This is a genomic window from Ramlibacter sp. (assembly GCF_050250995.1).
Taxonomy (GTDB): domain Bacteria; phylum Pseudomonadota; class Gammaproteobacteria; order Burkholderiales; family Burkholderiaceae_C; genus Ramlibacter.
In genome coordinates this window covers 1-21,885 of the sequence record NZ_JBFWNP010000038.1, presented here as the reverse complement: position 1 = coordinate 21,885, position 21,885 = coordinate 1, and the positions used below count along the sequence as shown (strand labels likewise).

The window sequence follows — 21,885 nt, the reverse complement described above, 5'->3', positions numbered from 1 at the left end:
TTGCGAGGTTTGCAGTGGCGACTCAGACGACTTTCGATTCCAGGACCGGCAACTCGCTGGTCGACGGTGTGCTGTCCGATGCCGGCTGGACCGGCGGTCCGCTGACCTACACCTTCGGCAACGGTGCCGCCCGGCATGCCACCTTCGGCGATTTCACCGGACGCACCTGGCAAGCGCATGAGAAAGCCGCGTTCGAACTCGCGCTGGCGCAGTATGCGGCAGTCTGCAAACTGGAGTTCCGCGAAGCCGCCACGCCCGCATCCGCCAATTTCGCGTGGTGGCTTGCGCCCGATTCCACGCTCGACAAGATCGACAAGGACGCCGTCGGCGCCCACGAACTCCCTACGGGCGACTACAGCAGCGCCCAGGGATTCTTCAATTACGAGGCTTCCGGCTGGTCGCACCTCGCGCCCGGCGGGCGGGGCTACGCGACCGTCCTGCACGAGCTCGGCCATGCACTGGGGCTGGGCCATCCCGATGGTCTCGGAACTTTCGACAACGACGCGCTCGACCAGGGCGTGTGGACGGTGATGAGCCATCACAAGGGGTGGAGCGGCGCGCCGACGAACTCGAAGGTGTTCGGCGCCGAGGCGGGTCTCATGGCGCTGGACATCGCTGCGCTGCAGGCGCGCTACGGCGCGAACATGACGACGGCGACGGGCGACACCGTCTACCGGCTGCCGCAGTTGAACGGGGCCGGCACCGGCTGGACCTGCCTCTGGGACGCGGGCGGCATCGACACGATCAGCAACGAGGGATCGGCCTTCGGCAGCACGATCGATCTCACGGCCGCCACGCTGCAGGGCGCGAATGCGGGCGGCGTGGTGTCGCGGGTCGCGGGAATCGCGGGCGGCTTCACCATCGCGCACGGCGTGACGATCGAGCGGGCCATGGGCGGCAACGGCAGCGACCGGATCGTCGGCAACGCCGCCGACAATTACCTCAATGGCGGCAACGGAGCCGACTCGCTCGAAGGTGGCGCGGGCGTCGACGTCCTGGTGGGCGGCAACGACAACGACATCCTCCATGGCGGCGACGGCAACGACGTTCTCTACGGCGGCAGCGGCGCCGACCGGCTGCGCGGCGGGGCCGGCGCGGATGGATTCCTCTTCGGCGTCGATGCGGCCGTCGGCGGCCTCGTCGCGCGCGACACCATCGTCGACTTCAACGGCGCCGCCGGCGACAAGGTGGCCTTCGCGCTCGATGCCGGTGTGCTCCCCGGCGAGCGCAAGCCGATCTTCATCGGCGACGCGGCGTTCAGCGGACTCGCGGGCGAACTCCGCTATGCCGGGTCGCTGCTCTCGCTCGACGCCGACGGCGACCGCGTCGCCGACATCCTCGTCTCGCTCGAAGGCGTGAAGCCCGGGGACTTCGACGCGTCGTACATCTTCTGAGCCTGCCGCTGCGATCGCCGCGCACGATTTCTTGCGCTCCTTCACGGCAGCTTTACCGCACAAACCCTCGGGTCGTCGTCCCCTCGCGGTCGCGGGACGTTATGGAGGTACCTGCAGTCGAGGGGTATCGCAATGAACGTCATGCAACATCGCCGGTTCGAGCTGTGCTTCCAGTCCCTGTTCGAAGCGGGGCGCGGCTATGCGTTCCCGTGCGACGAGCGCGGCGTGGTCGACCTCGACGGCCTGAGCGAGAAGGCGCGCGCCAGCTACCTCTACGCGCGGGCGATGGTGGGGCGCGACCTCGCCGTGCCGGCGGTGCGGGTGAGCGTGTACGGCGATGCGGCTGGGGTCACGCCTTCCACGGATCGATGATCTCGATGACCGTGCCGCGGAAGTCCTTCGCGTTGCGCGTCGCCAGCATGAAGCCTTGCACCTTCGCGATCGAGGCGATGGCCGATATCAGTCGTCGAGCAGCCGCTTCGCCCGCAGCAGCACGGGCGCATCCACCATCTTCCCGTCGAGGCGGAACGCGCCCGAGCCGGCCGCCGCGCTCGCTTCGACGACGCGGCGCGCCCACTCGCGCTCGGCGGCGGTCGGGCCCAGCGCTTCGTTGACCGGCCCGGCCTGCTTCGGGTGAATGCACAGCTTCGCGCCGAAGCCGAAGCGGCGGCTGCGTCGCGCATCGGCGGTCAACCTCGTCTCGTCGTCGAGCGCGCCGGTCACGCCGTCGATGGGCGGCGGCAGGTTCGCAAGGCGCGAGGCCAGGGTGAAGGCGAGCCGCACGGGGTCGAGCTCGCGCTCTTCGTCACCGCTCTGGATGCCGGTGTCGGCCTGGAAGTCGAGGTTGCCGAAGGCCAGGCGCAGCACGCGCGGCGCGCGCGCGATGGCGTCGATGGAATGAAGGCCCAGCGCCGTTTCAACCAGGGGAACGATCGCCGTGTTCGCGGCCTCCGCGGACCGGCCGATGTCGGCCGCGTTCTCCGACTTGGGCAGCATCGCCGCACCGAGCCCCTGCGCGCCGAGTTCGCGCAGCAGCGCGAGGTCGTCGTCGTGCCACGGCGTCCCCGCCGAGTTGATGCGGACCAGCGTGCGGGCGCGCAGCTCGGGCGCGAGCGCGCCGAAAGCGCCCGCGACTTCCACGCGCGCGGACGACTTGTGCTCCGGCGCGACGGCGTCCTCGAGGTCGACGATCACCGCATGCGCCGCGCTGGCGAGCGCCTTGCCAAGCCGCTCGGGCCGGTCGCCCGGAACGAAAAGGAAACTGCGCGCGCGAATCAGGGGCGACGTCATTTCGACACTCCGAGTTCCTTCAGGATGGCCTCGGTGTGCTCGCCGACGGCGGGCACAGGGTCCATGCGGTAGTCGAAACTGCTGTTGCGCCCCGGCGGCAGCAGCGCGGGGATCTCGCCGGCCGGCGAGCCCACGGTGCGCCAGCGCCCGCGCGCCTTCAGCTGCGGATGCGCCCAGACGCCCGCCATGTCGTTCATGCGGCCGTTCGCGATCTGCGCGGTGTCGAGGCGTTCCTCCACCTGCGCGGTGGACAGCGACGCGAAAGTCTCCAGGATGATCTTGCGCAGCGCCGCCCGGTTCTCGTTGCGGCGTGCGTTGGCGTCGAAGCGAGGATCTCTCGCGAGTGCCGCGTTCGCGAGCACCTTGTCGCAGAAGACGGCCCACTCGCGCTCGTTCTGGATGCCCAGGATCACCGCGCCATCCTTCGTCGTGAACGGACCGTACGGGTAGATCGACGCATGCGACGCATCGGTGCGCGGCGGCGGCGCGGCGCCTTCGAACGCGTAGTACATCGGGAAGCTCATCCACTCGCCGAGCGATTCGAGCATCGACACGTCGATGTGGCTGCCTTCGCCCGTCTGCTTTCGCTGCAGCAGCGCCGCGAGGATGCCGCTGTACGCGTACATGCCCGCCGCGATGTCGGCCATCGAGTTGCCCGCCTTGCTCGGCGCATCGGGCGTGCCGGTGACGGAAAGCAGGCCGGCCTCGGCCTGGATCAGGAGGTCGTAGGCCTTCTTGTCGCGATATGGGCCGTTGTCGCCATAGCCGGAGATGTCGCAGACGATCAGCTTCGGATTTTCCTCGTGCAGCGCCTCGAAGGAGAGGCCCATGCGCGCGGCGGCGCCGGGCGCGAGGTTCTGCACCAGGACGTCCGCCCTGGCGATGAGCTTCTTCAGCGCCGCGAGCGACCCGTCGTCCTTCAGGTCGAGCGCGAGGCTTTCCTTGGAGCGGTTGGTCCACACGAAGTGGGAGGACTGGCCTTTCACGCGCGTGTCGTACGCGCGGGCGAAGTCGCCCGCGCCGGGCCGCTCGACCTTGACGACGCGCGCGCCCAGGTCGGCGAGCTGCCGCGTGCAGAAGGGCGCCGCGATGGCGTGCTCGAGCGAGACGACGAGGATGCCGTCGAGAGGGCGTGCCATCTCAGTGCCGCCCGGCCGCCCGAAGGCACTGAGACGCCCCCTCGGGGGGCAGCGGACCGCGCGAAGCGGGGGAGCGTGGGGGCTGTTTCACTTCAGAATGAACGCGGCAGGCCTAGGATGTGCTCGGCGACGTACGAGAAGATCATGTTCGTCGACACCGGCGCGACCTGATAGAGGCGCGTCTCGCGGAACTTGCGCTCGACGTCGTATTCGCATGCGAAGCCGAAGCCGCCGTGGTACTGCAGGCAGACGTTTGCCGCTTCCCAGCTCGACTTGGCCGCGAGGTACTTGGCCATGTTGGCCTGCGCGCCGCAGGGCTGGTGGGCGTCGAACAGGCGGCAGGCTTCCCAGCGCATCAGGTTCGCGGCTTCGACCTCGATGAACGCTTCGGCGATAGGGAACTGCACGCCCTGGTTCTGGCCGATGGGGCGGCCGAACACCACGCGGTCCTTCGCGTACTTCGACACGCGGTCGATGAACCAGTAGCCGTCGCCGATGCACTCCGCGGCGATCAGCGTGCGCTCGGCGTTCAGCCCATCGAGGATGTACTTGAAGCCCAGGCCTTCCTGGCCGATCATGTTTTCTTCGGGAATCTCGAGGTTCTCGAAGAAGAGTTCGTTGGTCTCGTGGTTGACCATGTTGGGGATCGGGCGCACGTCGAGCCCGTTGCCCGTGGCCTGCTTCAGGTCGACCATGAAGATCGACATGCCCTCGGACTTCTTCTTCACGTCGGCGAGCGGTGTCGTGCGCGCGAGCAGGATCATGAAGTCGCTGTGCTGCACGCGCGAGATCCACACCTTCTGGCCGTTGACGACGTACTTGTCGCCCTTCTTCACGGCGGTGGTCTTGATCTTCGTCGTGTCGGTGCCGGTGGTGGGCTCGGTCACGGCCATCGACTGCAGGCGCCATTCGCCCGCGGCGATCTTGGGCAGGTACTTCTTCTTCTGCGCGTCCGAGCCGTGGCGCAGCAGCGTGTTCATGTTGTACATCTGCCCGTGCAGCGCGCCGGAGTTGCCGCCGCTGCGGTTGATCTCCTCCATGATGACGGACGCTTCGGTGAGGCCGAGGCCGGAGCCGCCGTACTCCTGGGGGATCAGCGCGGCCATCCAGCCCGCCTTGGTGAGCGCGTCGACGAACTCCTCGGGGTAGCCGCGCTTCTCGTCGACCTTGCGGTGGTACTCGTCGGGGAACTGCGCGCAGAGGTCGCGCACCGCATCGCGGATGTCCTGGAACTTGTCGTTGGTGTCGTGTTTCATTCTTCGATCTCCGCGCCGGCCTTCATCGTCAGCCAGCCTTCGTTGTCCTGGGCCCAGAGGGAAAGGGTCTTGCCGTCGGCCGCCGTCTTCGCGTTCACGCGCAGCGTGCGGCCGTCGAACGAGGGGCGAACCGCCTTGAAGTCGAACTTCTTCAGCGGCTTCGCCGCATGGCGGCGCACGAGGTCCGCCAGCAGCGATGCGATCAGCGGGCCATGCACCACGAGGCCGGGGTAGCCCTCGACGTCGATGGCATAGCCGCGGTCGTAGTGGATGCGGTGGCTGTTGAACGTGAGCGCCGAGTAGCGAAACAGCAGCACTTCGCCCGGCGTCAGTTCGCGCTGCCACACCGCGCCGTCTTCGGCGGCCGTCGGCGCGGGGGCCGGGTCCCCGGGCTTCGCGGCCTCGCGATAGACGATGTCCTGCTCTTCGGTCACCGCGATGCCGCCGGCGTTGCTCACTTCATGGCGCACGGTGACGAACACCATCTCGCCGCTGCGGCCGCTCTTGGGGTTGACGGAGGCGATGCTGGAGACGCGCTGGACGTCATCGCCCACGCGCAGCGGATTCGCGTTGTTCCATTCGAGGCGGCCGCCCGCCCACATGCGGCGCGGCAGCGGCACGGGCGGCATGAAGCCGCCGCGCTTCGGGTGGCCGTCCTCGCCGATCTGGCTGGCGGGCACGGTCGGCAGGAAGTAGAGCCAGTGCCACAGCGGCGGCAGCACCGTGCCGGCCTGCGGCGCAGGGTCGTCGCGGTCGAGCGACGCGATGAGCGCTCGCATGGGCGTCGGCGTGATCCGGTCGTGCAGGGTCTCGGTCTTGCCGACCCAGCCCTTCAGCGTGGCGAGAATGTCCGGCGTGAGCGCGGTTGTCGGTGTGTCGGCGGCCATGCCGCGATGGTGGCGCGAAGCGGAGCGCGGCACAATGCGCCAATTCCATATCGAGCGTTCGGAATGGCCGAAGGCTGATGAGGACTCGCCGATGCAATTCGACATGACCGACCTGCGCCTCTTCGTCCTCGCGGCGGAGGAGGGCAACCTCACGCGCGCGGCCGGGCGGCAGCACATCTCGCTCGCGGCGGCGAGCGCGCGCATCAAGTCGCTGGAGGCGCAGGCCGGCCTGCCGCTGCTCTACCGCGAGGCGCGCGGGGTGCGCCTCACGCCGCCGGGCGAGGCGTTCGCGCACCATGCGCGCGAGCTGCTGCGGCAGGCGGACCATCTGCGGCGCGACCTGCACGACTACGGCGGGGGGCTGCGGGGACACCTGCGCGTCTTCGCCAACACCACGGCGGTGTCGGGCTTCCTCCCGGAGATCCTGCCCGCATACCTTGCGGCCAATCCGCGCGTGAACGTCGACCTTCAGGAAAAACCGAACGCGGAGATCGCGCGGGGCGTGCTGGAGGGGCGCTGTGACCTGGGCATCGTCTCCACGTCCGTGGACACGATGGGCCTGGAGGCGATCCACTTCAGCACCGACCGGCTCGTGCTCGTCATGCCGCGCAGGCATCGCTTCGCGCGGCGCAGGCAGATCGCCTTCGTCGAGACGCTGGACGAAGACATGGTCGGCATGCACGACGGAAGCACCCTTCAGAGCTTCCTGCACGAGCAGGCCGAGGCGCTGGGGCGCAGCATGAAGATGCGCATCCAGATTTCCAGCTTCGATGCGGTGTGCCGCATCATCGGCGCGGGCGTCGGCATCGGCGTCGTGCCCGAGAGCGCCGCGCGCCGCAACCTCGCGGCGATGAACCTCGCGCAGGTGGAACTGGCGGATGCGTGGCGCGTGCGCGAGCGCTACATCCTCATGCGCGACCGCGAGGAGCTCCCGGCGTATGCGCAGGCGCTGGTCGATGTGCTGTGCGCACATCATCGCGGCTGAACATGCACATGCCCGGGTCGCCGACTTCCTCCCACGGCCGGGTCATCCCGCTTCCTACAAGGTCGAGTACGTGACGCGGAGTCAATGGGGGTGCGAAATCGATCGCATCATCCAAGGACAACAAATGAAATTCAAGCTCGGCCTCGTGGCGGCCCTCTGCGTCGTCGCCTCCGCTTCCTTCGCGCAGGCGCCCCCCGGAACGCAGACGCGTCCTTCGCAGCAGACCGATCCGCTCAAGTCGGGCGGCGCACCGCAGGCGAAGGCCGGCATGACCGCCGAAGCCAATGCCGCCGCCTCGCCGATGAGCGCCAATGCCCCCACGGCCATGGGCCACAAGGCGATGGATGCCAACGGCGACGGCATGGTGTCCCAGAAGGAATGGGATGCCTACCACCGCAAGGCCTGGACCCGCATGAAGCGCGACAAGAAGGGCATGGCCGCCTGGTCCGACGTCGAAGCCATGATGAAAGGCGGCCCGAACTAAAAATGCCGCTGATGTGCAATAAACTGCATTGACGCGCTGCCGCTCCAGCCGGACTGGAGTGGCAGCGAGGGGGTTGTCGGCCACAGAAACATGCACTATGATGCATGCACACAGAACTGTGGAGACTGTCATCGTGAGCGAACCCACCCCCGTCGATTACCGGACCGAGCCCGCCCGCTACCGTCACTGGAAGCTGCGCTACGAAGGCCCCGTCGCCACTCTCACCGCCGACTTCGACGAGAACGCCGGCCTGCGTCCCGGCTACAAGCTCAAGCTCAACAGCTACGACCTCGGCGTCGACATCGAGCTGAACGACGCCATCAACCGCATCCGCTTCGAGCATCCCGAAGTGCGCACGGTCATCGTCACGAGCGCGAAGGAAAAGGTGTTCTGTTCCGGAGCCAACATCTTCATGCTTGGCGTGTCGAGCCACGCCTGGAAAGTGAACTTCTGCAAGTTCACCAACGAGACGCGCAACGGCCTGGAGGATTCCTCGAAGCACAGCGGCCTGAAATTCCTCGCTGCCGTCAACGGCGCCTGCGCCGGCGGCGGCTACGAGCTGGCCCTGGCCTGCGACGAGATCATCCTGGTCGATGACCGCAGCAGTTCGGTGAGCCTGCCCGAAGTGCCGTTGCTCGGCGTGCTGCCCGGCACCGGCGGCCTGACGCGCGTGACCGACAAGCGCCACGTGCGCCATGACCTCGCCGACATCTTCTGCACCACGGCCGAAGGCGTGCGCGGGCCGAAAGCGAAGGAGTGGCGGCTGGTGGACGAAAGCGTGAAGCCCGCGCAATTCGCGGCGCGCGTGCAGGAGCGCGCGCTCGAACTCGCGAAGCAGAGCGACCGGCCCGCCGATGGGAAGGGCGTGGCGCTCACGCCCCTGAAGCGCACGGACGAAGCCGATGCGCTGCGCTATTCGCATGTCGAGGTGGAGATCGACCGCGCCCGCCGCGTCGCGACGTTCACGGTGAAGTCGCCGCAGGGGGCGCAGCCGAAGGACATCGCAGCCATCGAAGCGCTCGGCACCGACTGGTTTCCGCTGACGCTGGCCCGCGAACTCGAAGACGCGATCCTCTCCATGCGCACGAACGAGCTCGACATCGGCACCTGGCTATTGAAGACCTCGGGCGATGCCGCGGCCGTGCTGGCGAGCGATGAAGTGCTGCTCGCGAACCAGGACCACTGGCTCGTGCGCGAAACCATCGGCTACCTGCGCCGCACCTTCAGCCGGCTCGACGTGTCCTCGCGCAGCCTGTTCTCGCTGATCGACGAGGGCTCGTGCTTCGCCGGCACGTTTCTCGAACTCGCGCTTGCCTGCGACCGCAGCTATCACCTTGCGTTGCCGGACGACGAGGCGAAGGCGCCGAAGATCGCGGTGGGCGATGCGAACTTCGGCCTCTATCCCATGGTCACGGGCCAGTCGCGCCTGCAGCGCCGCTTCTACGACGAGCAGCCCGCGCTCGACGCGGTGCGCGCGAAGGCGGGCCAGCCGCTCGACGCCGACGCCGCGTTCGCGCTGGGACTCGTGACCAGCAACCCCGACGACATCGACTGGGCCGACGAAACGCGCCTGGCGATCGAGGAGCGCGTGGCGATGAGCCCCGACGCGCTCACGGGCATGGAGGCCAACCTGCGCTTCAACGGCCCGGAGAACATGTTCACCCGCGTCTTCGGCCGCCTCACGGCATGGCAGAACTGGATCTTCCAGCGGCCCAACGCCGTCGGCGACAAGGGCGCGCTGAAGGTGTACGGCAAGGGCGAGCGCGCCGCATTCGATTTCAACCGCGTCTGAACCTGAACAAGAGGGACACAGCCATGAGCAGCATCGACTACAGCGAAAAAATCCCCAACAACGTCAACCTCGGAGAAGACCGCACGCTCAAGCGCGCGCTCGAGCAGTGGCAGCCCAACTTCCTGTCGTGGTGGGACGACATGGGCCCGGACGGCTCGCAGAACTTCGACGTGTACCTGCGCACCGCCACCAGCGTCGACCCGCAGGGCTGGGCGCACTTCGACTACGTGAAGATGCCCGAGTACCGCTGGGGCATCTTCCTCAACCCCGGCGACGCCGATCGCAAGATCCACTTCGGCGACCACCTCGGCGAGAAGGCCTGGCAGGACGTGCCCGGCGAATACCGGGCCAACCTGCGCCGCATCATCGTGACGCAGGGCGACACCGAACCCGCGTCGGTCGAGCAGCAGCGCCACCTCGGGCTGACCGCGCCGAGCCAGTACGACCTGCGCAACCTCTTTCAGGTGAACGTGGAGGAGGGCCGCCACCTCTGGGCGATGGTGTACCTGCTGCACAAGTACTTCGGCCGCGACGGACGCGAGGAGGGCGAAGGCCTGCTCGAGCGGCGCAGCGGCCAGCAGGACAACCCGCGCATCCTGCAGGCGTTCAACGAGCCGACGCCCGACTGGCTGTCGTTCTTCATGTTCACCTACTTCACGGACCGCGACGGCAAGTTCCAGCTCGCGGCCCTGTCGGAAAGCGCGTTCGATCCGCTCGCTCGCACGACGAAGTTCATGCTGACCGAGGAAGCGCACCACATGTTCGTGGGCGAGTCGGGCGTGAGCCGCGTCATCAACCGCACCTGCCAGGTGATGAACCAGCTCAAGACCGACGACCCGAAGACGCTGCGCGAAGCGGGGGTGATCGACCTGCCGACGCTGCAGCGCTACCTCAACTTCCACTTCAGCGTGACGGTCGACCTGTTCGGCGCCGACGAGTCGAGCAATGCCGCCACCTTCTACAACACCGGCCTCAAGGGCCGGTTCGAAGAGGGCAAGCGGGCCGACGACCACCAGCTCAAGGGCCAGACCTATCGCATCCTCGTCGCGAAGGACGGCCAGCTGGTCGAGAAGGAAGTGCCGATGCTCAACGCGCTCAACGAGGTGCTGCGCGACGACTACATCCGCGACAGCGTGGCCGGCGTCGAGCGCTGGAACAAGGTGATCGAGAAGGCCGGCATCCCCTTCCGCCTGAAGGTGCCGCACAAGGCGTTCCACCGCAACATCGGCGGGCTCGCGGGCCTGAAGGTGTCGCCGGAGGGCAAGGTCGTAAGCGAAGCCGAGTGGAATGCGAAGGTCGGCGAATGGCTGCCGACGGCGGAAGACCGCGCGTTCGTCACTTCGCTGATGGGGCGGGTTTCCGAGCCCGGCAAGTTCGCGAACTGGATCGCGCCGCCGCCGATCGGCATCAACCGCCAGCCGGTCGATTTCGAGTACGTGCGCTTTGCCTGATTGCCGGCGACCGATTTTCTGCGTGACACTTCGCCTGTGAGCAACGACACCGCCACCGTCATCAAGCAGCACCTGATCGACCCGGAGATCTGCATCCGGTGCAACACCTGCGAGGCCACGTGCCCCGTGGGTGCGATCACGCACGACTCGCGCAACTACGTGGTCGATGCGAGCAAGTGCAATTTCTGCATGGCCTGCGTGCCGCCCTGCCCCACGGGCAGCATCGACAACTGGCGCAGCATGCCGCGCGTGAAGGCGTATACGGTCGACGAGCAGCTGACCTGGGACGTGCTGCCGGACGAGCTGAGCGCCGAGGCACTGGCGCAGGCGGCCGGGGTCGAGGGCGAAGTGGCGGCTCCGCCCGTGCCCGACCTCGCGCCGCAGGTCGCGCCGGTGGCGCAGGCGGAGGCATTCGGCGCCACGCAGTTCGGATCGACGCTTCCGCCCTGGTCGGCCGCGCATGCATACACCAACCTCTACGGCCCGAAGGCGGCCGAGAAATTCCTGCTCGCCACCGTCACCGGCAACTTTCGCGTGACCGAAGTCGGCAAGGACTACGACACGCACCACGTCGTGCTCGACTTCGGACCCATGCCGTTTCCCCTGCTCGAAGGGCAGAGCATCGCGATCATCCCGCCGGGCACCGATGCGAACGGCAGGCCGCATCATCCGCGCCAGTACAGCATCGCCAGCCCGCGCAACGGCGAGCGCCCCGGCTACAACAACTGCTCGCTCACGATCAAGCGCGTGCTGGAGGACCACCAGGGCCAGCCCGTGCGCGGCGTCGCCAGCAACTACATGTGCGACCTCGCCGTCGGCGACAAGGTGCAGGTGATCGGGCCGTTCGGCGCGAGCTTCCTGATGCCCAACCATCCGCGCAGCCACATCGTGATGATCTGCACCGGCACGGGCAGCGCGCCCATGCGCGCGATGACGGAGTGGCGCCGGCGCCTGCGCGCGAGCGGCAAGTTCGAAGGCGGCAAGCTCATGCTGTTCTTCGGCGCGCGCAGCAAGGAAGAGCTGCCGTACTTCGGCCCGCTGCAAAGCCTGCCGAAGGATTTCATCGACATCAACCTCGCGTTCAGCCGCGTGGCGGGCCAGCCCCGGCGCTACGTGCAGGACCTGCTGCGCGAGCGCGCCGCCGACCTCGCGCCGCTGCTCGACGACCCCAATGCCTACTTCTTCGTGTGCGGGCTGAAGGCGATGGAAGAGGGCGTGGTGCTCGCGCTCAAGGACATCGCCGAGCAATCGGGCCGGTCCTGGAGCGCCGTCGGGCCCACGCTGAAGGCGCAGGGCCGCCTGCACCTGGAGACGTACTGAAGCCGCGCGGCGTCAAGCCTGCGAATACGCCTCCAGCACATACCGCCGCAGCATGCGGTGGGTATTGAAGAACGAAGCGTTGTCGCTGATCGCATTCACGCACACCTGCTGCCAGCCCTGCGGGTCGTCGTAGTAGAGCGGCGCGACCACGCGCTCCAGCTTGTCGTAGAGCGACTCGACGTCGATGTCCGGGTCGTGCGGACCGTCCGGGCCGACGGCCCAGCCGGTGATTCCTTCTTCCCAGCCTTCGAGCCACCAGCCGTCGAGCACGCTCAGGTTCGGCACGCCGTTGAGCGCGGCCTTCATGCCGCTCGTGCCCGACGCTTCCAGCGGGCGCTGCGGCGTGTTGAGCCACACGTCGACGCCGCTCACGATGAAACGCGCGGCATCCATCGCGTAGTCGGGCAGGTAGGCAATCGCCACGTCGGGCGCGAGCTCCTTCGCGAACGCATGCAGGTTCCGGATGAGTTCCTTGCCGGGCATGTCCTTCGGGTGCGCCTTGCCGGCCAGCACGATCTGCAGCGGGTACTTGCGCGACAGTTTGCGCAGCCGCTCGATGTCGCTGAAGAGCAGTCCCGCGCGCTTGTAGCTCGTCATGCGCCGCGCGAAGCCGATGGTGAGCCGGTCGGGGCGCAGCGCCATCGAAGGGATCGCCCTCGACACGTGCGCGAGCAGATCGCGTTTCGCCGCAACGTGCGCGGCCGCGATTTCCTCGATCGGGATGCGCCGCGCATGCACCAGCGCCTCCGGCTCGCTGCACCAGTGCGGAAAGTGCTTGTCGTACAGGGCGCGGTGCGCATCGGACGCCCAGGTCCACGGGTGGACGCCGTTCGTGATCGCATGCACCTCGTAGCCGGGGAACATGTCGCGCGACACCTCCGCATGGCGCTGCGCGACGCCGTTGACCCAGCCGCTCAAGCCGAGGGCGAGCAGCGTCATGTTCAGGCGCTCGGCGCCGGCGAGCTGCTTGACGAGCGCGGGGGGCACGAGCCCATCGAGGCAGGGCAGGGCCGCCTCGTACTCGAACTGGTCGTGCCCCGCCGGCACCGGCGTGTGCGTGGTGAAGACGCAGTGCGCGCGCACGCGCTTCTGAGCTTCCTCGGCCGTCGCGCCTTCGCTCATGTGCTGGCGCAGCAGCTCCAGCGTGAGCAGCGCCGCATGGCCTTCGTTCAGATGATATTTCTCGATCGTCACGCCGAGCGCGCGCAGGAGGCGCACGCCGCCGACGCCGAGCACGATCTCCTGCCGCAGCCGGTAGTCGTTGTCGCCGCCGTAGAGCGTGCCGGTGAGCGCGCGGTCTTCGGCGTGGTTCTCGGGCAGGTCGGTGTCGAGCAGGTAGACGGGCACGGGCCGCGAGGAGCCGACGCGGCTCGTTACCGTGTATTCCCATGCGGTCACCCACACGTCGCGCTGGCCGATGCGCACCGGGACCTTCGCCGACACGGCCTTGGCGTGCTGCGATGGCTGCCAGGACTGCGCCTGCTCGACCTGGGCGCCATCGACGATGCCCTGGCGAAAGTAGCCGCTGCGGCTGGCCAGCGTGATGCCGACGACGGGGATCGCGAGATCCGCGGCGCTGCGCATCGTGTCGCCTGCGAGGATGCCGAGGCCGCCGCTGTAGGTGGGCATCGCCGCGTCGAGCGCGATCTCCATCGAGAAGTAGGCGACGCGGGGCAGGAGGGGCTGGGCGGGCGGGGTCGGCGGGGTCGGCTGGGGGTCCATCACATCTTCTTGTTCGTGAGAGGCCCCCGGATTATCCGGTCTTCGCGATCCTCGTCAGCGCCTGCGCCGACCCCCCGCCAACATGCTCAGCAGCACGATGGCCAGGCCGAACGCGGCCATCGTCTTCATCGACGTGTCGCGGTGCCAGAAAGGCTTGTCGTCGCGTCGGACCGCGAGGATGGCGAGATCGTTGGCCGCCGGCTCGCGTCCGTTCTCCGCCTCGAGCGATGTGTCGCTCGGGCGCGACGCGACAGGGCGCCCGTCGATATCGGGGTCGAGGTCTTCGTCGACATCGGGCAGGTGGATGTCGCCGCTCAGTTTCAGGTGGCGCTTGGGATGGGGCATGGGTGGTTTCTCCGTTCGTAGACCACTCTACGGACGCTGCGGTCCAGCTGGTGTAGGAACGCTTCGCGCCCCGGTCGCGGGACGCTCCGGCACTGTCGAATTTCCATCGGGAATCGCAACTCAGCAGAGCGTCGAATCCCTATGATCGGTGCCGATGACGGAAATTGCCGAGCAGCCCAGGTCTTCCCATGACATCTTCGTCGGCGACAGTGCAATGGCGCAGCTCATGCGCAGCCACGACTGGTCGCAAACCCCGCTCGGTCCGGCCGAGCAGTGGCCGCAGACGCTGCGAGTCGCCTTGCGCATCCTTCTCACCTCCCGCTTCGACATGTGGCTGGGCTGGGGCAAGGACGTTCATTTCTTCTACAACGATGCGTACCGGCCCACGCTCGGGATGAAGCATCCGCGCTCGCTCGCGATGCCCACGCGCGAGCTCTGGCCGGAGATCTGGGACGACATCAAGGACCGCATCGCCACCGTGTACGAGCGCGGCGAGTCGACGTGGGACGAGGCGCTGCTGCTCATCCTCGAGCGCGCGGGCTATTCCGAGGAGACGTATCACACGTTCTCGTACAGCCCGCTGATCGGCGACACGGGCGCGGTCGAGGGCCTGTTCTGTGCCGTGGTGGAGGAAACCGACCGGGTGCTCGGCGAGCGGAGGCTGGGTGCGCTGCGCGAACTGGCGCGCGGCCTCGCGAAGGCGTACTCGTTCTCGGCCGTGCTCGCCGCCACCGTCGAGGGCCTGCGTCTCGCGATGCGCGACCTGCCGTTCTCGGTGCTCTACCTGTTCGACGACGAGGGCGAGGCGCGCCTCGCCGCCTCGGCCGGCATCGATGCCGGCGTCCCGCTCGCGCCGGCCCCCGCGCAGCGCGGCGGCAACTGGGATGCAGAGCGCGTGCGCGCGGGCGACGGCACTTTCGTCGTGCCGCTCGCCACCCTGGAAGGCGTGCCCTGCGGCCCTTGGGACAAGCCCGCGGCGCGAGCGATCGTCGTGCCGCTGGCGCGGCAGGGCGCGGGCGGCCCGGCGGGCTTCCTGGCGTGCGCGGTCAACCCGTATCGCCCCACGGACCAGGACTTCATCGGCTTCGTGCAGCTGCTCGCCGGCCAGATCGCGGCGAGCCTCTCCAATGCCGAGGACTACGAAGCGCGCATCGCCGAGCGCGACCGCCTGCGCAACATGTTCCTGCAGGCGCCCAGCTTCATCGCGATCCTGCGCGGGCCGCAGCATGTCTTCGAGCTGGCGAACGACAGCTACCTGCGCCTCGTGGGGCACCGCGAGGTCGAAGGCAAGAGCGTGCGCGAGGCCTTGCCCGAGATCCGCGGGCAGGGCTTCTTCGAGCTGCTCGACATGGTGTATGCGTCGCGCGAGACGTATGTCGGTTCGGGCGTTCCGGTCACCCTGCATACCGAGCCGGGCGCACCGCCCACCGAGCGCTTTCTCGATTTCGTCTATCAGCCTATCCTCGACAGCACCGGCCGCACCTCGGGCATCTTCGTCGAAGGCCACGACGTGACGGAGAAGTTCCGGGCGGAGCAGGAACTCAAGCACCTCAACACGGAACTCGAGGCGCGTGTCGCGCAGCGCACGAACGACCTCGCCAAGGCGCTCGAGCGCCTGCGGTCCGAATCCCGGGAACGCGAGGCGATCGAGGAAGCGCTTCGCCATGCGCAGAAGATGGAGGCGGTGGGCCAGCTCACGGGCGGCATCGCGCACGACTTCAACAACCTGCTGCAAGGCATCACCGGCTCGCTCGACCTGCTCAAGCTGCGGCTGCAATTGGGCAAGCTGGACAACATCGACCGGCTCATCACGGGCGCGCTGTCGTCGGCGCACAAGGCCGCGGGCCTCACGCACCGCCTGCTGGCGTTTTCGCGGCGGCAGCCCCTCGACCCCAAGCCGGTGAAGGCCAACCAGCTCATCGCGCCGATGGAGGAACTGCTGCGCCGCACGGTCGGCGAGAACATCCGCATCGAGCTCGTGCTGTCGGGCGGACTGTGGACGACGCTGTGCGACCCCGTCCAGCTCGAGAGCGCTTTGCTGAACCTGTGCATCAACGCGCGCGACGCCATGCCCGACGGCGGCACGCTCACGATCGAGACGGCCAACGCCTGGCTCGATGCGGCGTATGCCGCCAAGGAAGACCTGGTGCCGGGCCAGTACGTGTGCATCAGCGTGACCGACAGCGGCCAGGGCATACCGGCCGACGTGCTGTCGCGCGTCTTCGAACCCTTCTTCACCACCAAGCCCATCGGGCAGGGCACCGGCCTGGGCCTGTCGATGGTGTACGGCTTCGCCAAGCAGTCGTCGGGCCACGTCAAGCTGTACAGCGAAGCCGGGCACGGCACCACCGCGAAGCTCTATCTTCCCCGGCACCATGCCGAGCCGGTGCAACTCGAACCGAACGCGACCTTGCGCGCCGAGGACCATGAGGGCCGCAGCGAAATCGTGCTCGTCGTGGAAGACGAACCGGTGGTGCGCACGCTCGTCGTGGACGTGCTGGAGAGCCTGGGCTTTCGCGTCATCGAAGCGGTGGATGGGCCTTCGGCGCTGCGCATCCTGCAGTCGGAACAGCGCATCGACCTGCTCGTGAGCGACGTCGGACTGCCCGGCATGAACGGCCGGCAGGTCTACGATGCGGCCGCGAGCCGGCGACCCGGCCTGAAGGTGTTGTTCATGACCGGCTACGCCGAGAACGCGGCGCTGTCGAAGGGGTTCCTCGACCCCGGCATGGAACTGATCACCAAGCCGTTCGCGATGGAGCAGTTGGCGAGCCGTATTCGCGCGATGTTGTAGCGGTTCGCTGCCCAGGCGCCGCAACGTTTCGGTGCCCCCCGACGAGACCGCTCCACTAGCGGCACGCGGCGAGGACCTGTTTAAGATCGAACTCCCCCCGAAGAATTTTTTCGATACCGTCCTGTTCTAAAGAGCACGTCCCTTCTTCCTGGGCGATCTTCAGCAGTTCTCGCGTGGGGGCCTGCGCTTGAATGGCGGACCTGAGTCGCGGCGTCGCAATCATGACTTCGTACACGCCGAGCCGGCCCTTGTAGCCTGTGTTCTCGCACGTAGCGCAGCCTTTGGGGGCGAAAAGGCGCACGGTGCCGTCCGCCTGCGCATACCTCGATTTCCAGCGCTCGATCGTCGCTTCCGGCCACGGGTCCGCGTTGCGGCCATATTCCTGCGCCATGGTTTCCAGTTCTTCGTCCGAGGCGGCGTAGGCACTCTTGCAGGCGCAAAGCTTGCGAACCAGCCGCTGTCCGACCACTGCGAGCAGGGCGTCCGAGAAGTTGTAAGGATCGAGGCCGAAGTCCAACAGACGGGTCACGCTTTCTGCGGCGCTGTTTGTGTGCATTGTCGTCATGACAAGGTGCCCCGTGAGCGCCGCGGAGACGACGGTGCGGGCGGTCTCCTGATCGCGTGTCTCGCCGACCATGATGACGTCCGGGTCCGCGCGCAGGAAACTGCGCAGGACCTCCGGGAAAGTCAGACCGAGCTTCGCGTTCACCTGCACCTGCGAAAGCCCCGGCTGCGTGATCTCGACCGGGTCCTCGACGGTGTAGATTTTCCGGTCGGGCGTGTTGATCGCGCCGATCATCGTGTGCAGCGTCGTGGTTTTGCCCGATCCCGTAGGACCGCAGACGAGGATGAGTCCGAAGGTCCGGTGGAGTGCGGTCCGCAGGGCCTGCAGCTCCCTGGGGGCGAGGCCGAGCATTTCCATCGTGAGTGCCCTCGGCGCTGCGAGGATCCGCAAGATGACGTCTTCGAAGCCGCCGAAGGTCGGGAGAACCAGCACCCGCAGCTCGATCCTGAGCGTGGAGAACTCGGCGAAGCGGATCTTGCCGTCCTGCGGCTTGCGGCGCTCCGAGATGTCGAGCTCGGCCATGATCTTGATGCGCGAGATCAAGGCCGACCGGAAGCCAGCCGGGATCTCGATGTAGGGACGCAACACACCGTCGATGCGAAGGCGGACCTGGCTCGGTCGGCCCTCGCCCCGCGATTCGATGTGGATGTCCGACGCGCCTTGGTCGTAGGCATCCGCGATGATCTTGTTGACGAGGCGCACGAGCGTCGTGTCCGCTTCGCTGTTTCGCTCGTCCTGCTGCGCGGGCGCGGGCGAGCTTTCCTCCCCCAGCTCGGCGACGAGTTGCGCGACCTTCTCGGCAGGAGCGTCGCTGTCGTAGAACTGCTTCAATGCACGCTGCAGGTCGTCCGCTGCGCAAAGCACCGGCTCCACCTTGAGGCCGGTGGCGAACTCGAGTTCGCGCAGCGCCTGCCAGGACAGCGGGTCCTCGATCCCCACGACCAAGCGTCGGCCTTCGCGGTAGAGCGGCACCGCCGTGTACCTTCGTGCGAGCTCGGGCGAGAGGCTTTTAACCGCCGAGAAATCCACAGGAAAGCGATTGAGCCGCACGCTCGGCAGACCGAGCTGGCTGACGAGCACTTCGCGTAGGGTTTCGCGTTTGATCGCACCGGCGTCCACCAACAACTCGCCGATGTGCTTCTGCGGCTGCTTCGCCTGCGCCTGCGCCTGCGTCGCCGCGAGCAGTTGCTCTCGATCGATGAGACCTTCGCGCAGCAGCACCTCCTCGAGCAGCGGCGGGCGGCTGCGCCTGCGGCGCTCGAGCGCGTCCTCGACGTCGTCGCGTGTCTGCAATGCGGCCCCCGTGGGCGGCGCTTCCGGCGGCACGGGCTCGGCCCGGGGCTCGACGGCGTCCGACAGCGTCATCGGGGGTGAGCCGGCAACCGTGTACTGCACGAGGCTGGACGCGGGAATGAACCATCGAAGCACCTCGTCCGCGTAATGCGCGACGAACAGGAAGAGCCCTGCACGCCGCGGCAGCAGCGCGACGACGTCGACCTGCGAAGTCGCGCCGTCGGCGAAATGCAGTTCGCATGGACGCCGCTCGCTCACGGGCTTGCGCCTCAGACCGCCGACGGGCAGGTCGAGCGGCACCGGTTCGAGGCCGACCGAGCGGGACAGAAACAGCGACCGGATCGCGCCGAACAGGAGTTCACGGGGGCCGCTCCGCTCGGGCTGGAATCGCAACCGTCCGCCGTCGAAGTCGATGGTCAGTACCGTCCCCTGTATCCGGTCGCCGCCGAGGAGAGTGACAAGGCATCGCTCTGGCTCGTCGGTGGCACGTTCGTCGACCACGCGCATGTGGTGCGGCGCGGGCCAGCGCGGCGAAGGCTCGGGCACGGGGCGGGTCGGTACGTCGAGCGTGTCGGGAGACGGGATGAGAGACATCTGGGATTCGGTTCAGAGATAGCCGACGCCATGCACGGCCAGGCCAATGAGATCGATATTCGACTTGTTCAAGGGGGTTTGCGCCGCCGCGACGGCGAGCGCCGCAGCGCTCGCCTGGCCCTCGTCGAGCATCTGCACGAGGCTTGCCGCGAGCTCCGGTGAGTAGTCGGTACCTGCGAGGTTGCCCAGGAGCAGGGCGACGATTTCGGCATGGCCGGCGTCCGCTCCCAGCCGTACGTCGAGCAATTTTTGCGCAATCTGCGCCAGCGGCATGTCTTGGTCCACCATCGCGAGCCCGGCGCCGACGATGGCCGGATCGCGGATCGACTCCCGTCCAAGCACCGCGCCCAGGATCTGGACGGCGCTTCCGGCGTTGCCGTCGAGGTCGAAGGCGAGCTTCGAATCCCCGAATACCAGCCGTTCCACCCCCGAGAGCACGTCGGCGCCGTCCCTGCCCGAGGCATCGGCGACGCGCAGCGCGCCGGCGCTGGAGGCGACAACGTACGCGGCGCGTGGCCCCGCGAAGGCGGCGTGGTCCAGTCCATCCCCGCCGTCGATCCGGTCGTCGCCGCCGCTGCCGACCAGCCGGTCGTCGCCATCGCCGGCAACGAGCGTGTCGTCGCCTTTCCCGCCAAAGAGAAGGTCGGCGCCGCGAGTCCCCAGCAAGGCGGAGCCGACGTCGCTCGCGACGAACGCCTGCGGTGGCAGGGGTTCCCAGGTCTCTTCGGTCGATTCGGTGTCGAGGGTTCGCGGCATATGTGCTCCTTAGAAGGCGAAAGGTAAGTAGGGCAGACCGTGTTCCACCAATCCCGCGAGATCGATGCGATCCGCGGTCAGCGGCAGATCGGCGACCCGCTCGGCGAACGTGGCCTGAGTGAACACCCCGCCGTCGATCAGGCTCGCGAGCGCGGCCGTCGTCGCGTCGGAGGGCGCGCTCCCGGTGACATTGGCGAAGACACGCTCGACGAAAGCGACATTCGTCTCGCCCCTTGCCACGACGTTGAGCAGGAGCAGCGCGGTGTCATGAGCGGTCTTTCCCGAGTCCAGAGCTGCGATGAGGATGCCTACGGCGGTGGGGTTGCGGACGGACTCGGGGCCGAGCACGGTCGAGAGGAGCCGCGCCGCCGTTCCAGCGGCTTCGGCAACGTCGAGCGCCAGCGCGCCATCGTCGAAGAGCAGACGTTCCACGCTGGTGAGCTCGTCCACGTCGGCGGCGACTCTCACCTGCCAGGTGTTGCCCTTGTTCGCGACTACGTACATCGACGCCGCGCCGTCGAAGAGCACGACGTCGATGCCGGGACCGCCCACGATCGTGTCGGAGCCGCCTCGGCCGTCGATGATGTCGTCGCCGGCGCCGCCCAGGATAAGGTTCGCGCGCTCGTTGCCCACGAGCAGATCGTTGAATGGCGAGCCGGTCGCGTTCTCGATGGTCGTGTCCTGTGCAATGTCCACGGTGCGGGAATACGTTACGAAGACGGGTGCCCGGGTCACGGAATCGATGCCCGAGGCATAAACCCGCGCGCCGACGTCACTTGCGAATCCGGGCCGCAGATCGAGCATGACGGCTGCCTTCGAACGACTGGCGTCGAGGGTGTCGATACCGCCGCTGTCCCAGATCGCATGAAAGTTCTTCGCCCAAGGCCCTTGAGACGCGTCGTACAGGGTGTCGCCGGGCGATGCGGTGGCGGGCCCGTACAGCGCGGCGAGTTCTTCGATGTCGAGCGGCATGGGCTCGTCGGGGTAGACCGAGAGGCTGGCGTGTTCCACCCCCGCGATCCCGGTGTAGCTCATGACGGTGTTGAGGATCGTGTCGTCGGCGTCCGCCAGTTGCGGCGTGTCCGAGAACGGGTGCTTCAGACCGAGCGCATGGAGTGTCTCGTGCAGGAAGAGGCCACTGCGGTAGAAGTCCCACTGTGGCGATGCGATGAATGTCGCGATCTCGACTTCGCCACCTCGGGCGCTGCCCGGGTAGAACGCCCAGCCGCCGATGTTCTTGTCGTCCAGTTCCGGCGAATACGTGTAGTTGATGGCGGCGGGCTGGCCCGCGGACGCCTCGACAAATCTCACGTTCGCGACCGCTTCGACGTGGTCGAGGACCGTGCGAACCACCTCCCTGTCGCGATCGCCGAAGGCGATCCACACGGGCGCGACACCGCCGAGGCTGCGTGGCGTGAATGCGTACGAGAGCGTCAACGGTCCAGCAGGGGCCACCTTCCAGGCGTGGCCGGATTCCAGCGCGCTCGGGCTCCCGGCCCGCACGGGCTTCAACTCGCCCCGGGCGTACTCGCCGTAGGCGAGCGACTGGGGAGTGCTCTGCACGGAGACGAGGGTGACCCGACCGAATGCGGCGGGGCGCCGACGCTTCGAATGCGATCCCGGTGTCATCCGTTCTCCTGGTGTCCCGTGGCTACCCTTTTTCGTTATAGGAGGAGCTTTCTTGGCCGAGTTTGCCTATTCCACTGATCGCGGGCACCCATTCCACGCGATGGCGGGCAGCGTTCCATCGTGATCGCGGGCAACGTTCCGCCGTGATGGTGGGCAGTCGCGCGTGGCCCGGAGTGACGGTGGAATCGT

At 67.7% G+C, this 21,885-nt stretch carries 17 protein-coding genes; 8 read left to right on the top strand and 9 right to left on the bottom strand.

The features are described from left to right. The first annotated feature begins 14 nt into the window (after positions 1 to 14). The gene (locus AB7E83_RS20415) at positions 15 to 1,394 is read left to right on the top strand and encodes a M10 family metallopeptidase C-terminal domain-containing protein (protein WP_428572640.1); all 1,380 of its coding nucleotides are present in this window, start codon (positions 15 to 17) and stop codon (positions 1,392 to 1,394) included. A 132-nt stretch (positions 1,395 to 1,526) separates the two neighbouring features. Further along, positions 1,527 to 1,766: a hypothetical protein gene (locus AB7E83_RS20410; protein ID WP_428572639.1), complete on the top strand. Its 240-nt coding sequence runs from the start codon at positions 1,527 to 1,529 to the stop codon at positions 1,764 to 1,766. Positions 1,767 to 1,853: 87 nt separating this feature from the next. Here AB7E83_RS20410 and AB7E83_RS20405 read toward each other — a convergent pair whose 3' ends face one another. The 4 genes from AB7E83_RS20405 to AB7E83_RS20390 form a co-directional block, all read right to left on the bottom strand. After that, positions 1,854 to 2,684 carry an HpcH/HpaI aldolase/citrate lyase family protein gene (locus tag AB7E83_RS20405; RefSeq protein WP_428572637.1) on the bottom strand — a complete coding sequence of 277 codons (831 nt, stop codon included), beginning with the start codon at positions 2,682 to 2,684 and terminating at the stop codon, positions 1,854 to 1,856. Continuing rightward, on the bottom strand, positions 2,681 to 3,823 hold the full coding sequence (locus AB7E83_RS20400; protein WP_428572636.1) for a CaiB/BaiF CoA transferase family protein: 1,143 nt from the start codon (positions 3,821 to 3,823) through the stop codon (positions 2,681 to 2,683). The genes AB7E83_RS20405 and AB7E83_RS20400 overlap by 4 nt, the downstream gene beginning before the upstream one ends. Positions 3,824 to 3,915: 92 nt before the next feature. Beyond that, complete coding sequence (locus tag AB7E83_RS20395; RefSeq protein ID WP_428572635.1) at positions 3,916 to 5,079, bottom strand: acyl-CoA dehydrogenase family protein; 1,164 nt, start codon at positions 5,077 to 5,079, stop codon at positions 3,916 to 3,918. Further along, positions 5,076 to 5,966, bottom strand: coding sequence for an FAS1-like dehydratase domain-containing protein (locus AB7E83_RS20390; protein WP_428572634.1), 891 nt, complete (start codon positions 5,964 to 5,966; stop codon positions 5,076 to 5,078). Before AB7E83_RS20390 ends, AB7E83_RS20395 begins: the two co-directional genes overlap by 4 nt. Before the next feature lie 91 nt (positions 5,967 to 6,057). Between AB7E83_RS20390 and AB7E83_RS20385 the strand changes: the two genes are divergently transcribed. The 5 genes from AB7E83_RS20385 to boxA all read left to right on the top strand — a co-directional run bounded on the left by AB7E83_RS20385 (position 6,058) and on the right by boxA (position 11,998). Continuing rightward, complete coding sequence (locus tag AB7E83_RS20385; RefSeq protein ID WP_428572633.1) at positions 6,058 to 6,951, top strand: LysR substrate-binding domain-containing protein; 894 nt, start codon at positions 6,058 to 6,060, stop codon at positions 6,949 to 6,951. 124 nt (positions 6,952 to 7,075) lie between these two features. Further along, positions 7,076 to 7,435 (top strand): hypothetical protein, encoded by a 360-nt coding sequence (locus tag AB7E83_RS20380; protein WP_428572632.1) that lies wholly within the window; start codon positions 7,076 to 7,078, stop codon positions 7,433 to 7,435. A 100-nt stretch (positions 7,436 to 7,535) separates the two neighbouring features. Next, positions 7,536 to 9,227, top strand: coding sequence for a 2,3-epoxybenzoyl-CoA dihydrolase (gene boxC / locus AB7E83_RS20375; protein WP_428572631.1), 1,692 nt, complete (start codon positions 7,536 to 7,538; stop codon positions 9,225 to 9,227). 23 nt (positions 9,228 to 9,250) lie between these two features. Further along, positions 9,251 to 10,678 (top strand): benzoyl-CoA 2,3-epoxidase subunit BoxB, encoded by a 1,428-nt coding sequence (gene boxB / locus AB7E83_RS20370; protein WP_428572630.1) that lies wholly within the window; start codon positions 9,251 to 9,253, stop codon positions 10,676 to 10,678. Between the two features lie 36 nt (positions 10,679 to 10,714). Continuing rightward, complete coding sequence (boxA, locus tag AB7E83_RS20365; RefSeq protein WP_428572629.1) at positions 10,715 to 11,998, top strand: benzoyl-CoA 2,3-epoxidase subunit BoxA; 1,284 nt, start codon at positions 10,715 to 10,717, stop codon at positions 11,996 to 11,998. Between the two features lie 12 nt (positions 11,999 to 12,010). On the opposite strand, the gene glgP is transcribed toward boxA, so the two are convergent. Further along, the gene (gene glgP / locus AB7E83_RS20360; RefSeq protein WP_428572628.1) at positions 12,011 to 13,720 is read right to left on the bottom strand and encodes an alpha-glucan family phosphorylase; all 1,710 of its coding nucleotides are present in this window, start codon (positions 13,718 to 13,720) and stop codon (positions 12,011 to 12,013) included. Between the two features lie 54 nt (positions 13,721 to 13,774). Further along, complete coding sequence (locus tag AB7E83_RS20355) at positions 13,775 to 14,065, bottom strand: hypothetical protein (protein WP_428572627.1); 291 nt, start codon at positions 14,063 to 14,065, stop codon at positions 13,775 to 13,777. A gap of 154 nt (positions 14,066 to 14,219) precedes the next feature. Between AB7E83_RS20355 and AB7E83_RS20350 the strand changes: the two genes are divergently transcribed. Continuing rightward, positions 14,220 to 16,859, top strand: a complete 2,640-nt coding sequence (locus tag AB7E83_RS20350; protein ID WP_428572626.1) for a response regulator — start codon at positions 14,220 to 14,222, stop codon at positions 16,857 to 16,859. A gap of 55 nt (positions 16,860 to 16,914) precedes the next feature. On the opposite strand, the gene AB7E83_RS20345 is transcribed toward AB7E83_RS20350, so the two are convergent. From AB7E83_RS20345 to AB7E83_RS20335, 3 genes are all read right to left on the bottom strand, one after another. Then, on the bottom strand, positions 16,915 to 19,224 hold the full coding sequence (locus tag AB7E83_RS20345; protein WP_428572625.1) for a GspE/PulE family protein: 2,310 nt from the start codon (positions 19,222 to 19,224) through the stop codon (positions 16,915 to 16,917). A gap of 99 nt (positions 19,225 to 19,323) precedes the next feature. Continuing rightward, entirely contained in the window at positions 19,324 to 20,067 is a 744-nt protein-coding gene (locus AB7E83_RS20340; protein ID WP_428572624.1) for a hypothetical protein, read from the bottom strand. 9 nt (positions 20,068 to 20,076) lie between these two features. Continuing rightward, the gene (locus AB7E83_RS20335) at positions 20,077 to 21,630 is read right to left on the bottom strand and encodes a hypothetical protein (RefSeq protein ID WP_428572623.1); all 1,554 of its coding nucleotides are present in this window, start codon (positions 21,628 to 21,630) and stop codon (positions 20,077 to 20,079) included. Positions 21,631 to 21,885 lie beyond the last annotated feature (255 nt).

Coding starts and splice junctions, on each gene's coding strand:
- AB7E83_RS20410 (WP_428572639.1), top strand. CDS start 1,527: ATGAACGTCATGCAACATCGCCGGTTCGAGCTGTGCTTCCAGTCCCTG.
- AB7E83_RS20405 (WP_428572637.1), bottom strand. CDS start 2,684: ATGACGTCGCCCCTGATTCGCGCGCGCAGTTTCCTTTTCGTTCCGGGC.
- AB7E83_RS20400 (WP_428572636.1), bottom strand. CDS start 3,823: ATGGCACGCCCTCTCGACGGCATCCTCGTCGTCTCGCTCGAGCACGCC.
- AB7E83_RS20395 (WP_428572635.1), bottom strand. CDS start 5,079: ATGAAACACGACACCAACGACAAGTTCCAGGACATCCGCGATGCGGTG.
- AB7E83_RS20390 (WP_428572634.1), bottom strand. CDS start 5,966: ATGGCCGCCGACACACCGACAACCGCGCTCACGCCGGACATTCTCGCC.
- AB7E83_RS20385 (WP_428572633.1), top strand. CDS start 6,058: ATGCAATTCGACATGACCGACCTGCGCCTCTTCGTCCTCGCGGCGGAG.
- AB7E83_RS20380 (WP_428572632.1), top strand. CDS start 7,076: ATGAAATTCAAGCTCGGCCTCGTGGCGGCCCTCTGCGTCGTCGCCTCC.
- boxC (WP_428572631.1), top strand. CDS start 7,536: ATGCATGCACACAGAACTGTGGAGACTGTCATCGTGAGCGAACCCACC.
- boxB (WP_428572630.1), top strand. CDS start 9,251: ATGAGCAGCATCGACTACAGCGAAAAAATCCCCAACAACGTCAACCTC.
- glgP (WP_428572628.1), bottom strand. CDS start 13,720: ATGGACCCCCAGCCGACCCCGCCGACCCCGCCCGCCCAGCCCCTCCTG.
- AB7E83_RS20355 (WP_428572627.1), bottom strand. CDS start 14,065: ATGCCCCATCCCAAGCGCCACCTGAAACTGAGCGGCGACATCCACCTG.
- AB7E83_RS20350 (WP_428572626.1), top strand. CDS start 14,220: ATGACGGAAATTGCCGAGCAGCCCAGGTCTTCCCATGACATCTTCGTC.
- AB7E83_RS20345 (WP_428572625.1), bottom strand. CDS start 19,224: ATGCGCGTGGTCGACGAACGTGCCACCGACGAGCCAGAGCGATGCCTT.
- AB7E83_RS20340 (WP_428572624.1), bottom strand. CDS start 20,067: ATGCCGCGAACCCTCGACACCGAATCGACCGAAGAGACCTGGGAACCC.